The organism is Streptomyces sp. KR55, from assembly GCF_052245645.1.
Classification (GTDB): Bacteria; Actinomycetota; Actinomycetes; order Streptomycetales; family Streptomycetaceae; genus Streptomyces; species Streptomyces flavusporus.
This window is the reverse complement of record NZ_JBQQCE010000260.1, coordinates 1-13,452: the sequence shown is the minus strand read 5'-3', so window position 1 is coordinate 13,452 and position 13,452 is coordinate 1. Positions and strand designations below refer to the sequence as shown.

11 protein-coding genes are annotated in these 13,452 nt (G+C 68.6%); 2 read left to right on the top strand and 9 right to left on the bottom strand.

All coding sequences use genetic code 11. The features are described 5' to 3' along the window. The 9 genes from ACTWQJ_RS31440 to ACTWQJ_RS31400 form a co-directional block, all read right to left on the bottom strand. A partial coding sequence (locus ACTWQJ_RS31440; protein WP_443309911.1) for an alkene reductase occupies positions 1–900 on the bottom strand: 900 nt, incomplete at its 3' end. Between the two features lie 77 nt (positions 901–977). After that, positions 978–1,883: an NADP-dependent oxidoreductase gene (locus ACTWQJ_RS31435; protein WP_443309910.1), complete on the bottom strand. Its 906-nt coding sequence runs from the start codon at positions 1,881–1,883 to the stop codon at positions 978–980. A gap of 179 nt (positions 1,884–2,062) precedes the next feature. After that, entirely contained in the window at positions 2,063–2,266 is a 204-nt protein-coding gene (locus ACTWQJ_RS31430) for a hypothetical protein (RefSeq protein ID WP_443309909.1), read from the bottom strand. Between the two features lie 330 nt (positions 2,267–2,596). Further along, complete coding sequence (locus tag ACTWQJ_RS31425; protein WP_443309908.1) at positions 2,597–3,112, bottom strand: hypothetical protein; 516 nt, start codon at positions 3,110–3,112, stop codon at positions 2,597–2,599. A 79-nt stretch (positions 3,113–3,191) separates the two neighbouring features. Further along, entirely contained in the window at positions 3,192–3,335 is a 144-nt protein-coding gene (locus ACTWQJ_RS31420) for a hypothetical protein (RefSeq protein WP_443309907.1), read from the bottom strand. Between the two features lie 67 nt (positions 3,336–3,402). Continuing rightward, the gene (locus ACTWQJ_RS31415) at positions 3,403–4,104 is read right to left on the bottom strand and encodes a hypothetical protein (protein ID WP_443309906.1); all 702 of its coding nucleotides are present in this window, start codon (positions 4,102–4,104) and stop codon (positions 3,403–3,405) included. Positions 4,105–4,543: 439 nt separating this feature from the next. Further along, positions 4,544–5,581 (bottom strand): SPFH domain-containing protein, encoded by a 1,038-nt coding sequence (locus ACTWQJ_RS31410; RefSeq protein WP_443309905.1) that lies wholly within the window; start codon positions 5,579–5,581, stop codon positions 4,544–4,546. A gap of 4 nt (positions 5,582–5,585) precedes the next feature. Further along, positions 5,586–6,017 carry an NfeD family protein gene (locus tag ACTWQJ_RS31405; protein ID WP_443309904.1) on the bottom strand — a complete coding sequence of 144 codons (432 nt, stop codon included), beginning with the start codon at positions 6,015–6,017 and terminating at the stop codon, positions 5,586–5,588. 128 nt (positions 6,018–6,145) lie between these two features. Beyond that, positions 6,146–6,954, bottom strand: a protein-coding gene (locus ACTWQJ_RS31400) for an IS5 family transposase (protein ID WP_443309903.1) whose coding sequence is annotated in 2 segments (ribosomal slippage) — positions 6,146–6,634 and positions 6,637–6,954 — 807 coding nt in all. Because the reading frame shifts where the segments join, the coding sequence is not laid out codon by codon here. Positions 6,955–7,169: 215 nt separating this feature from the next. On the opposite strand from ACTWQJ_RS31400, the gene ACTWQJ_RS31395 reads away from it, so the two are divergent. Together ACTWQJ_RS31395 and ACTWQJ_RS31390 are read left to right on the top strand one after the other, a co-directional pair. Then, positions 7,170–8,609, top strand: coding sequence for an NF041680 family putative transposase (locus tag ACTWQJ_RS31395; protein WP_443309902.1), 1,440 nt, complete (start codon positions 7,170–7,172; stop codon positions 8,607–8,609). A gap of 711 nt (positions 8,610–9,320) precedes the next feature. Then, a complete protein-coding gene (locus ACTWQJ_RS31390; protein WP_443309900.1) occupies positions 9,321–13,031 on the top strand; it encodes a S8 family serine peptidase in 3,711 nt (1,236 codons plus the stop codon). Positions 13,032–13,452 lie beyond the last annotated feature (421 nt).

Sequence of the window (13,452 nt, the reverse complement as noted above, 5' to 3'; positions counted from 1 at the left end):
GTCGATGTCCTTGGCGCGGGTGGGCAGGTCGGTGCCGGCCCGGTTGAGGATCAGCGTGGTCGGCCACAGCGTGCGCAGGGTGCCCAGCAGCTCCTCGTCGCCCGCGTGCATCACGTGGAGGTAGGCGAGGCCGAGCGGGCTGAGGGCACGCAGGAGCGCCGGATACAGCTCGGCGGTGTCGGACTCGGCGATGTCGTTGTAGGGGTTGCCGGGGGAGATGCGCAGGCCGGTGCGGTCGGCGCCGATCTCGTCGGCCACGGCAGCGGCGACCTCGACGGCGAAGCGAATGCGGCCCTCGAGGGAGCCGCCGTAGCGGTCGGTGCGCTGGTTGGTGTTGTCGGACAGGAACTGGTGCACCAGGTAGCCGTTGGCGGCGTGGATCTCCACGCCGTCGGCGCCTGCCGCGACGGCAGCCGCTGCGGCGCGGCGGAAGTCGTCGACGGTCGCCACGACCTCCTGCGTCGACAGCGCACGGGGTGTCGGCATCTCCTGGGGCCCGGACGCGGTGAACATCATGCCCTTCGGCCGGATCGCCGAAGGGGCGACCGGCTGGCGCCCGTGGGCAGTGTTGTCGGGATGGGAGATGCGACCGGTATGCATCAGCTGGATGACGATCCGGCCGTCGGCCGCGTGCACGGCGTCGGTGACCTTGCGCCACCCGGCGATCTGCTCGTCATTGTGGATGCCGGGGGTGAGGAGGTAGCCCTGGCCGTCGGTGGAGGGCTGGGTTCCCTCGGTGATGATCAGCGCGTGCGAGGCCCTCTGGGCGTAGTACTCGGCGTTCAGCTCGGTCGGTACGCCTTCAGGTGTGGAGCGGTCACGGGTCATGGGGGCCATGACCAGGCGGTGCGGGAGGGAGATGTCACCGACGGTGGTCGGCGTCCACAGGGAGTGCAGCATGAATGGTCCTTCGGTGCGGTGATGAACAGATGGTGATCGGGAAAGCGGGGGCGTGGCGGAAGGAGAGGCGGGCGTGATCAGTCGACGGTGAGGACGAGCTTGCCCCGGACATGCCCGGCGTCGCTGACCTGCTGGGCTGTGGCGGCCCGGGCGAGCGGGTAGGCGGTGACGGTGGTGACGACCTTGCCGGTCGCGGCATCCTGCGCCAGGGCGGCCAGGCGGGCGGCCGAGCGTTCCTGGGGGCCGTTGGCGAAGGTGATACCGAGCTGGTGCGCGCGGAAGTCGGCGATGGTGACGATGCGCTCGGTGCCGCCCCGCAGGGTGATGGAGTCCTCCAGGGCTCCCTTCCCGGCCAGGTCGAACACCGCATCCACGCCGTCGGGGGCGAGCGCCCGGACCCGCTCGACCAGGCCCTCGCCGTAAACGGTCGCGGTGGCGCCGAGCGAGGCTAGGTATTCCTGGTTGGCGGGGCCGGCGGTGCCGATGACACGCGCTCCGCGGGCCGTGGCGAGCTGGACCGCCAGGGTTCCGACCGCTCCGGCCGCGCCGTGCATCAGCACGGTCTCCCCGGCGGTGACACGCAGCAGGTTCAGGACCCGCTCAGCCGTCTCGCCCGCCACCGGCAGCGCGACCGCGTGCTGCCAGTCGAGGCCGGCGGGCTTGGGGGCCACGATGGTGGCCAGCGCGTACTCGGCGTACGAGCCGGTGTCCGACCAGCCCAGCACCTCGTCACCCACCTGCACGTCCCGCACGCCCTCACCCAGGGCGTCCACCACGCCGGCGAGCTCGTGACCGGGGACGGAGGGGAACGGCGTGGGGAACACGGCCTCCAGTGCCCCGGAGCGGATCTTGCCGTCCAGCGCGTTCAGCCCGGCCGCCTTGACGCGGACGCGGATCTGCCCGGGGCCGGGCTGCGGGACCTCGATGTCCGCCTCGTGCAGCACTTCCGTGCCGCCGAAACGGTCGAACAGGATGGCTTTCATGACGACTCCTCTCGTATCACCACCCACTTAGGTGGCTAGACACATAACTAACGTTACAGCAAACATGTGGCTAGCCAAGTATTTGCCGCCGCTCGGGCCGCGCAAGATCGGTCGCGGTCGCGTCGGTCGCGGCCAAGGGCTACCTCGACTGGGAGCTGGACGACCGGGTCGGCCAGACCCTAGCGGTCCGCGGTTCCCTTCTGGTTCAGGGCCCGGGTCAGCTCGCGGTTGGCCGCCCGGGCAGCCTCCAGCTCCGCGTCCCTCTCCTCCAGCCGCGCCAACAGCTCGGTGTTCGCCTGTTCCAGGCGGGAGACCTGGCGCTGAAGCTCTTCCTGGTCGGCGGGGGCACCGAGGCCCGACTCCCGCCACGCCTGCTCGCCCATCAGCTCGGCCAGCCGTCGCTCCAGGCGCTGGGTCTGGGTGACGAGCCGGGTGTTGCGGGCGTGTGCGTTGGCGAGGTCGGCCTGGAGCGAGGCGAGGCTGACCGGGGGGCCCGGCCCCGGGGTCCGAGGCAGAGGGTTGCCGTTCGGCGGCGTGGATGAGGGCGAGCAGGTCGCGGTGGCGGTAGAGGAAGGTGCGGTCGACCCCGGCCTGCCGGGCGATGCCGCTCACGCTGATCGCCGTGCCGTTCCGGGTGGCCTGCCTGATGGCGGTTTTCACGCGCTGGCGGCGGCGTTCACCGTCGGCGCGGCGGCCGTCGGCCATGGCCCTGCTCATGCGGACCTCGTGGTGTGCACGTCGGGCAGGGGCTGGCCGATGCGGGGCATGCCCAGCATCACGCTCCGGCTGCGGCGTACGACGGCGACAGCCTCGCCGATCTGGGCCTGTTCCTCGGCCGTGAGGGCACCGAGATCGCCCTTGACCCGGTCGATCAGGCGACGCACCCGGCGGATCTCCTCCTGGGAGGGCATGGCCTCGCTGCGCGCCCAGTCGTCGGCGGCGAACGCCGACATCAGCCGCTCCCGGCTGCGCAGCAGGTCGGCCAGATACCCCTGTAGATCAGGCAGGTAGGAGACGTCGGTGCGGAAATGGTCGCAGCCCACGCAGCGGAACCGGATGGGGCAGCTCTGCCCGCCGGCCGCGACATTCGAGGGCTCCTGGCAGACGCCGTAGGAGAGGCTGACCTCCCCGATCGCCCGCCGTACGTGTTCGGAGTCCAGCAGTGACTGGGCCTTGCGCCAGACGCGAGTGCCGTTGCGGTCGAACTGCAGGGCGACCACCCGGTCCACGGCGTCACGCCGCCGGTCCTGGCTTACCCGTAATGGTGGAGTCGGGTATTGGAACTCTCCGAATGCCTGGCCCTCACGGTCACGTATAGAAGAAGAAGCGGTCGAACCAGCTCCTGGCATGAGAGCGGAGCTCCAGCGCGCCGTCGTAGTCGGCCCAAGTCATCGCCGCCGGACTGCGCAGACACTCCCGCGACACCACCCGGCCGCTGACCACCCTCGGCATCACGTGATCAAACCAGCGGTAACGCCGCCGTCTGCCGGGCCGCGCAGAACCGGTTTCGCCCGGCGATCTACGCCGGGACAAGGACGGTAAGCCATTCCGCTTCACGTGCCCGGTACCCGTAACGATCCATCAGACCCGACACGATCGCCGGGACGTGGCCGGCTCCGTAGACGATGGCCACCCGGATCGGCTCGTCGGCGCGCTCCGCGTGGATCTCGCCGAGCGCGTCGAGCAACCGTTTGTCGCGCCGACCGGTCATCGCATGCCCCACAGGATCGTCGGCCATCATCTCCGCCCGCAGCGTCGACGGCAGATCGTCGACTACCAGGTCCTCATCGAGGAAAGCGCGCGGACCGCGCAGCGCGAATACCAGACCCATCACGGGAGCCGCGACCATGAGAAGCAGGTACGTCCACCGCGGCAGTGTCTTCAGGTCCGCGATCGCCTCCGCCGCGGTCACATCCGGGTTGATAACCGGCACGGACTCGGGAAGCAGCAGCTCATCGCGCTGCTCCTGCAGGCCGTTGCGCCGACGCCGTGGGGTGAACCGGTAAGCAAGCGTGAGGGCACTCACTCCGACCGAATTCCCTCGGATTCCCTCCACGACTATGAGGTCACATTCCCTGAGCCTGATGCGGACCTGGGAGTAGAACGTCGGCGAAGCCACATGCAGCATCGGGAAGATCACGAATTCAAGTGGCTTCCCTGTCCGCCTCATGGTGATCACAGCAGATCGGACAGCATACCCGGTCACCTCGATGATCTGCATGATTCCCCCGCGAACCTCGCCCGGTTTCCCTTCCACCCGTACCAGGACACGAGCCCGCCCAGGGCCGCGGTTCCCTCCGGCACAATCCGTGCCACCGGGCAGTGGGGTATCGAGTACAAGATCCACCACGGCATCACGTGATCAAACCGGCCACAACGCGAAAACGACGCAGCCTGGCCACCGGGCGGTCGGCGTGCGCGGCAACTTTCAGGCAGACCAAGCGGAGCGGTAGGCAAATCCACCACGCCAGTGGGTCCGACCACGTGGCTGTGTCACCTTCCGCGGATTTCGTTTCGACGTGAATTCGGGTTCGGAGGCATCCAGGGCCGGGACCGGAAGGCGCGCGATAGTCGAGCGGTCTGCATCACGCCCCGACTTCTTGGCGATCACACCCGGCTTCGGCCGATGCCCTGCTGGATGTCCGGCAAGTCACCCGCTGTCAGCGAGGGGGCTGGGATGGGAGGGGGTCGGGGGTGACGCGATCGACCTTGGCAGCGTCGGCGAGGGCCGCGGCAGCGGCTTCCGCTGCCTGCGCCGTGTCGTCGGCGGCCTGGGCAGCCATGTCGTCCGTGGGTTTCTGGCGGGTGGCCGGAGACTGGGGCAGCACCTCGCTGAAGGCACGGGACACACCCTGGAGTGCGGAGGTGACCTCACTGGGGATCACCCAGAAGGTGCTGCCCGGACCCTGCGCGAGTTGGGGCAGCATCTGAAGGTACTGCCAGGCGAGCAGCTTGGGGTCGGGGTCGTTGCGGTGCACGGCCTGGAACACCTCGTCGATGGCCCGGGACTGGCCCTCGGCCTGGAGGATAGCAGCGGTGCGGTTGCCCTCCGCGCGCAGGACGGCGGCCTGCTTGTCGCCTTCAGCGGTGAGTATCTGTGACTGGCGTTGCCCCTCGGCCCCGAGGATCGCGGCCCGCTTGTCCCGCTCGGCTCGCATCTGCTTCTGCATCGCGTCCTTGATGGACTGCGGGGGGTCGATGGCCTTGATCTCCACCCGATTGACTCTCAGCCCCCACTTCCCGGTGGCTTCGTCCAGCACGCCACGGAGCTGGCTGTTGATGGTGTCCCGTGAGGTGAGCGTCTTTTCCAGGTCCATGGATCCCACGACATTGCGCAACGTGGTGACGGTGAGCTGCTCGACCGCCTGAAGGAAATTTGCGATCTCATAGAAAGCCGCTCGCGGATCGGTGACCTGGAAATAAAGGACGGTGTCGATCTCGACGACTAGATTGTCCTCGGTGATGACCGGCTGCGGTTTGAACGAGACGACCTGTTCCCGTAGGTCGATCACCGGATGAACGCGGTCGATGTACGGGATGACGAGATTGAGGCCAGGATTCAGGGTCCGGTGGTAACGGCCGAGTCGCTCGACATTACGAGCGCGGGCCTGGGGAACGATACGGACCGCCCGCACCACGGTGAAAACCGCGAACAGCGCGACGATCAGGCCGGCAATCAAGAACGCCGAGGTTTCCATGGTTTCAGTCCCGGGGGTAGACGATCGCGGTCGCGCCGCTGATCTCTATGACGTCGACGGTCTTTCCGGCAGGAATCACCAGCGTCTCGTCGTAGGCGCGGGCCGACCATTCGTCACCGTCGATACGTACCCTGCCGCCCAGGCCCGTCACCTCCGAGACGACATAGGCGCCCCTGCCGACCAGGGCGTCCACGCCGAACCGTGCCGCTTGAGGCTGGAACACGTGGCGCAGCGCGATGGGGCGCACGAACAGCACGGTGACTGTAGCGACGGCGGTGAAGACCAAGAACTGGAAAGGCAGCGGCAGGCCGACCGCGGCGGAACCCGCCGTGACCAACGCGGCCACACTCAGCATTCCGAGCGCAGCGGTCAAGGTGAAGATCTCCGCCACAGCCAACACGCCTGCGATGATCAACCAGATCAGCCATAGATCCATTGCTCGCCTCTTCTGACCGGTGTGGGTACGGAAGGGCCCTTTGCATCATTTTTACCCGTACAGAGAAGATCACTCCTCCATTACAGGTACGTCAGCCTGGTCTGATCTCCTATGAGCTCGTAACCCGATCACGGGCGGGCCTTCGTGAGGCGTCTCCAGCAGATGAGGCCGCAGGCGAGGGAGACGAGGGCGTCGTGGAGGTCGAGGCGTCTTTCCCAGCGGACGGCCAGGCGCTTGAAGTGGTGCAGGAGCGAGAAGGTCTGCCCGACGACGTAGCGGAGCTTGCCCAGGCCCTTGATGTTCGGGGCCCCTTTGCGGGAGATCACCGGCAGGATCCGGCGCCTGCACTGCCCGCGCCGGTTGGGGTTGCTGTCGTATCCCTTGTCGCCGAGCAGGGCCTCGGGCCGGCGGCGCGGCCGTCCGGGCTTGCCGGCCACCGGCGGGATGCCGTCGACCAGGGCCAGGGTCCGGGTGACGTCGTTGACGTCGGCCGCGGTGGTGATGACCTTGAACAGGGTGCCCCTGCCGTCGCAGATCAGATGGTGCTTACTGCCTGTCTTCCCGCGGTCGACCGGCGACGGACCGGTGGCCTCGCCCCCTTTTTCGCGCGGATGGGGGAGGCATCCACGCAGGCCCGGGTCCAGTCCAGCGCGTCGGCGGCGTGCGGTTCGGCGAGCAGGATGCGGTGCAGCTTCTCGAAGACGCCGGCCGCGTGCCACCGGCCCAGTCGGCGCCAGCAGGTCTGCCCGGAGCCGAACCCCAGCTCCAGCGGCAGCAGTTGCCAGCTGACGTCGTTGTAGAGCACGTACAAGATGCCCTGCAGGCACAGCCGGTCGTCCACCGGCCTCGGGCCGGGAGCCCTCTGCCGCCAGGGCGGCAGCAACGGCCCGATCAGCGCCCACAGTTCGTCGTCCACGATCCACGGCCGATTCCCCACACCTCACGAACGGCGGAATCGTCCTACTGGTCACGCCCGGCCAGCACACCTCGACAAGATCGTGTTACGGACTCTATGCTTGGCGTTTATCGCCTACGGTCGAAAATGGCCTCGAACTTGCTGGTGATTTCGGCTGAGTGCCGGACATGAGAGCGGCCTTCGCCTGATTCTGTGCTCCGTCACAGAGGCACTTGACCAGTACGAAGGCCGTAGCGATGAGTCTGCTGCACGGGGATGTCCCGCGGGATGCGTTTGCCGAACTGTCATGCTTCCGGACGGAGTTCTATGCCTGCCTGACCGGGCGGAGCGACGCGTTGTTCGAGCTGGCCGACGCCTTGTTGTGTGCGGACGGTCCGGTGAAGACGTTGGTCGAGCTGTCCCTGGCGCCTGAGCACCAGCGCGGGCATGGTGCGTTGTACGGCGGGCGGAACCGCGGACGGCTGGATGTGGCACGGCTGCGCAGGGCGCTGGCAGGACTGCCGCTGCCCCGGACGACGGAGGGGCGGCTGGTCCTGGCGGTCGATGTCAGCAACTGGCTGCGGCCGGATGCGAACACCAGCCCGGACCGGCTGTTCTGTCACACGTACGGTCGGGGCAAGGGCTCGGCCCAGATGATCCCCGGGTGGCCCTACTCCTTCGTTGCCGCGCTGGAGCCGGGCCGGACGTCGTGGACTGCCATGCTGGACGTGGTCCGGCTGTGTCCGTGGGACGACGAGATCGCCGTCACCGCCCTCCAGGTCCGGGAAGTGTTCCAGCGACTTTACGTAGCAGGCCAGTGGCGGGTCGGCAGTCCACCCGTCCTGGTCGTTGTCGATGCCGGCTATGACGTGACCCGCCTGGCTTTCCTGCTCGCGGACCTGCCCGTGGAGCTGCTGGGCCGGATGCGTTCGGACCGCGTCCTGTACTTCCCGCCCCCGCCTCAGCCGGTGGGCAAACGCGGGCGCAAACCCAAGCACGGGGCGGAGTTCAAGTTCGAGGATCCAGACACCCAGCCTGCCCCAACCATCACCACGGTCACCGACACCACCCGCTACGGGAAGGCCGTCGCCACCGCCTGGGACCGTCTGCACCCGCTACTGGTCCGGCGCTCGGCGTGGGCCGACCATCCCGAAGGAGAGCTGCCGGTCATCGAAGGCACCCTCATCCGTCTTCAGGTCGACCACCTTCGCGGCGACCGCAGCCCCAGGCCGGTCTGGCTGTGGTGGTCCGCCACCGGTGCCGAGGCCGGGGATGTGGACCGGCTCTGGCAGGCATTCCTGCGCAGGTTCGATCTTGAACACACCTTCAGAATGGTGAAGCAGACATTGGGGTGGACCGTTCCCAAACTCCGCGAGCCGACCGCCGCCGACCGCTGGACCTGGCTCGTCATCGCCGCCCACACCCAACTCCGCCTCGCCCGGCCCCTCGCAGAAGACCTCCGCAAACCCTGGGAGCGGCCAGCACGCTCAGGGCGCCTCACACCCGCACGTGTCCGTCGAGGATTTCGCCGCCTCCACGGGAAAACGCCTCAGCCGGCCGGGGCACCCAAACCCAGCACCGCAGGCCCCGGCCGGCCAACCGGCGTGAAGAACAAGCACCGTGCACGCGAGCACCCCGTCGGGAAACAGGGCAAACCGAACTCCGCGGCAGCCATCACAAACAGCAAAGCTACATAAACGCCAAGCTTAGGGAAGAGTTTCGCAGTGTTGAGCGGTTCGACGAGCGGCTTGGCTGGAACACGTAGGTGCCCGGCTTCGCCGCAGTGGTCGGCTACCTCGAGGGCCAGCCAATCGGCTACGCGTACGGATGCACACTGCAACCCACTACGCGCTGGTGGAACGGACTGCGCACTCCCGTGGCTGCAGGCGCGATCGCCGAGACGGGCAGCCGCACCTTCGCCCTGTCAGAGCTCATGGTGGTGGAGAAGGTCCGTGGTACCGGGACGGCGCGGCAGATCCACGACGAACTACTGCGCGGCCGCCAAGAAGAACGGGTGACATTGCTCGTGGAGCGGCATCACCCGAAAGTCCGGAGCCTGTACGAGTCCTGGGCTACCAAAAGTTTGGGGAGGTTGTGCCGTTCCCGGACGCTCCCCTGTACGACGCAATGGTGCTCTGGCTGCGGGATGCCTGAGCCCAGTTCCGCTCACACTGCCGTCAACGCGCCAGCCTGATGCGCTCCGACGTCACCGCACCCCGTGGGTGACCGGTGCGGCGTGCTGTCGCGGTCGGCGGGGCGACACAGCCACGCCAGTGGATCCATCCCCTGGCGTCGCAACTGCGCCATGGCACAAACGCGACGGCGCCGGACTCTTGAGCACGGTTGAGTGCGGCCGGACGATCAGGCGTCTTCCACTCTTCGCAAGCGTCTGAGGAGTCTCCTTGCGCATGGTTCCCATCCCCAGACCCGGGCCGATCGCGCTCGGCGTGGTCACCGCCCTGGCACTCGGGGTCATACCGGCCGCCACCGCCGTATCTGCGCACCCGGCCGGTCCCGTGCCGCCTGCCGGCGCCGCACAACGGTCGCCCGGCAACAGCAGCACACACACCGTCACCCTGATCACCGGCGACAAGGTCACGATCGGCACCGCTGCTGACGGCACCGTAGTCCGGTCCTTCAAAGGCGCGAACGGAGCCGCCACAGGTTTCCACCGGGCTGTCGTCGACGGCTCGACGTACGTCTATCCCGACGCCGTCCTGCCGTACGTCAGCGCCGGCAAGCTGGACAAGCAACTGTTCAATGTGACCCGGCTGATCAACGACGGCTACGACGACGCGCACACCTCCCGGCTGCCGCTTATCGTGAGCTACACCGATGCCGCCGCCAGGTCCCGGACCCAGCCGAAGGTGGCCGGCTCGACCGTCGTCCGCCGACTGGGCAGCATTCAGGGGGCTGCCCTCGCCCAGAACCGCGAACAGGCTCCGGCGTTCTGGTCCGCACTCACCGGTAATGCCGACGCGGCGGCCCGGTCGGCGAAGCCGGCCTTCGCGGGTGGCATCGCCAAGGTCTGGCTCGACGGCAAGGTGAGGGCCAACCTCGCCGACTCGACAGCCCAGATCGGCGCGCAGCACGTCTGGGCTGAGGGGAACACCGGCAAGGGTGTGAAGGTTGCGGTGCTCGACACCGGTGTCGACCCCGAACACCCCGACCTCGTCGGGCAGGTCGACGACAGCGCCAGCTTTATCCCCTACGAGCCGGAGATCACCGACTACCACGGTCATGGCACCCACGTCGCCTCGACAGTGGCCGGCACCGGCAGCGCCTCCGACGGAAAGGAGCGGGGCGTAGCCCCCGGCGCCCGGCTGGCCATCGGCAAAGTGCTCGACAACGAGGGCCGGGGCGAGTCGTCCTGGATCATCGCGGGCATGGAATGGGCCGCCCGGGATCAGAGGGCCAAGATCATCAGTATGAGTCTGGGCGGCAGCGGCGACGGCACCGACCCGATGAGCGAGGCGGTCAACCAACTCAGCCGCGAGACCGGAGCGTTGTTCGTCATCGCGGCGGGCAACGGCGGCCCGCGCTCCATCAACAGCCCCGGTGCCGCCGACGCCGCGCTGACCGTCGGCGCCGTCGACTCCGCTGACCGGCTCGCCGAGTTCTCCAGCCAGGGTCCGCGTGACGGCGACGCCGGGCTGAAGCCCGAAATCACCGCACCCGGCATCGACATCCTCGCGGCCCGCTCCCACTACCGACGGGGCGGCTCGGGTTACTACACCACGATGAGCGGTACGTCGATGGCAACACCGCACGTCGCCGGCACCGCCGCGCTGCTGGCTGCCACGCACCCCGACTGGACCGGCCCGCGGCTGAAGGAGGCACTGGTCAGCAGTGCCAAGGCCACGCCTGTGTACACCCCGTATCAGGCGGGCGGAGGGCGGCTCGACGCCGTGGCGGCGGTGCGCACCTCGGTCTTCGCGACCGCCAGCGCCTACTCCGGTTTCCACGCCTGGCCCCCGAAGCCGGGAGAGACCGACGTCCAGAAGGTGACGTACACCAATGTCGGCAACGCACCGGTCAGTCTGGACCTGGCGATCGACGCCGCTGCCCCAGCGGGCCTGTTCGCCCTCTCCGAGGACCGGGTCACTGTTCCCGCGCACGGCACCACCTCGGTCGCCCTGACCGCGGAACTGGACCGGCTGCCGGTCGACCAGCCGATCAGCAGCATGATCATCGGCACGGACAGCACCGGAGCGGTCCGTGCCCGGACCCTGATCGGCGCCGCCAGGGAGGGACAGCGGCAGAACCTGACCATCAACGCGAAGGACCGCTCGGGCAGGCCGCTCTCCGGCAGGGTCCTCCTCACCGCCGACCACCTCTTCACGGTGATGGAGCTTGACGAGTCCGGCACCGGTACGGCGCGGCTGCCCGTGGGCAGCTACAGCGGATGGCTCACCGCCGATGTGCGGGGGGCCAACGGGCCGCATTCACTCGGGATGGCGCTGCTCAGCTTCACCGACGTGCAGTTGGACCAGGACCGCACCGTCACCCTGGACGGCCGAAAAGCGCGTCAGGTCCTGGCGCACGTACCGAGGCAGACCACGGCGGTCGCGCCGCGGCTGGACGTCCACCGGTCCTTCACCGACAGCCTGGTCGAGTCCTCCATGCTGCCTGACGCGTCCTACGACAGCATCTGGGCTCTGCCGACCGGCAAGAAGGTCACCGTCGGCGAGTTCGAGTTCGGCGCGCGCTTCCGCCTCGAGCAGCCGGCGCTGACCGTAGGCACGCAGTCGGGAACCTACGACGACCCGCTGGTCAAGCGTGCGGCCAAGCCGCTGCCGGCCGGCACCCGGATGCTGAGGGGTGTCTTCGCCGGCGAGGGTTCGGCCGGCGCGCTGGCCGGGCACGACGTGCGCGGCAAGGCCGTGGTGGTGCGGCGCAGCGACACCATCGCGATCAAGGAGCAGGCGCAGGCCGCGGCAGCGGCGGGCGCGCGGGTGCTTCTCGTCGTCAACGACGGAATCGGCCGACTGCAGCCCTGGGACGAGACTCCGTGGAGCCCTCTGGACCCGGCCCCGCTGACGGTGGCGACACTCAACGCCGACCAGGGCGGTGACCTGATCGACGCGCTCCAGCAGGGCCGCGTCGTGCTGAAGGTGACCTCGCAGCCCACCACCGACTACGTCTACGACGTGGTGCACCACTGGTCCGGCGCCGTCCCGGCGGACCCGACCTGGCGGGTGGAGCCGCGCGACCTGGGCCGGGTGGACGTCTCCTTCCGCAACTACCGTCCCGGCAAGGCGAACGAGTTCCGTTACGACGTCTGGCGGGGCTGGACCGCCGGAAACCAGCTCACCGCTCCTGCCCAGGGAGAACGGACCGACTGGGTCACCTCCGACGCCGCCTGGCTGGAGGACGCCATCGTTCCGAGGGAGACCGGCCAGCACTCGGTCGGCGTCCTTCGTTACCCGGCCGGGAAGAGCGCCAAGGTCAGCTGGTTCGGGCCTATCCAGCGGCCCCGGATGGGTCCGATCGGCTTCCAGCCGGTGCGCTACCTCGACACAATGTACATTCCAGCGCCCGGCTGGGGTGACTCCGGAGCCGGCCACGTCGGGGAAGCCCGCGGCAACTACGACGTCAAGAACTGGATGTCGCTCTACCAGGGTGACCGGCAACTTGACTGGGGCAACTCCGAGTTCCTGCCGGTCCCCGGGCTGGCAGCGGAGCGGCTTCCCTACCGGCTGGTGGTCGACAACGACCGGGGAGCCTGGGCCAACCCGTACTCGACGCACACGCTGACCGAGTGGAACTTCACCTCCGCGGCCACCGGGAGCGCGTCGGTCGAGTCCCTGCCGCTGATCCAGCTCGACTACGGTGTGGACACCGACAGGGTCGGCCGGGCCGGCCGGCGCGCCGAGCTGACGGTGACCGCCTCGCACCTGCCCGGCACAACGAGCACCATCGGGAAGCTCTCTGTCGAGATCTCGTACAACGACGGGGCGACCTGGCAGCGGTCGGAGCCTGCCCGTCACGGTGACCGATGGCGGACCACCCTGAAGGCGCCGAGCTCCGCCGACTTCGTCAGCCTCCGGGTCACCGCCCGGGACAGCGCCGACAACAGCGTCTCGCAGACGATCACCCGGGCCTTCGGCCTGCGCTGACGTCACCTGAATCAGCCCACACGCACGGGCGGGGCCGCAGCCGGCGGCCCCGCCCGTTGGCGTTGCGGCGCGCACCCCGGATCATCGGCAAGGACACGCCACTGCTCACGTTTGCGGTGCCAGTAGCCGAGGTCGGCGCCGGACAGGACGAACTTGTCACAGCTGTGGCAGTTGAGGTTGAAGGGGCAGGCATCTCCGTCGACGGGCTGGTAGATGCAGAACCCGCCGTCGGACGGGGTGGACGTGCGGCCAAGGTCGATGGCGAGCGCTTCGGCTTCCTGCCGGCCCCTCCCCCACCGCGTACATCGCGAGGAGGCTGTCCACGTCCGGTAAACAGGAACGTGAAGCCCTCAGAGTCCGCCCTAACGAGTGACCCGGTCACGTCGAAGGTGGCCGGTAAAGCGCTCGAAGAGCAGGTTGA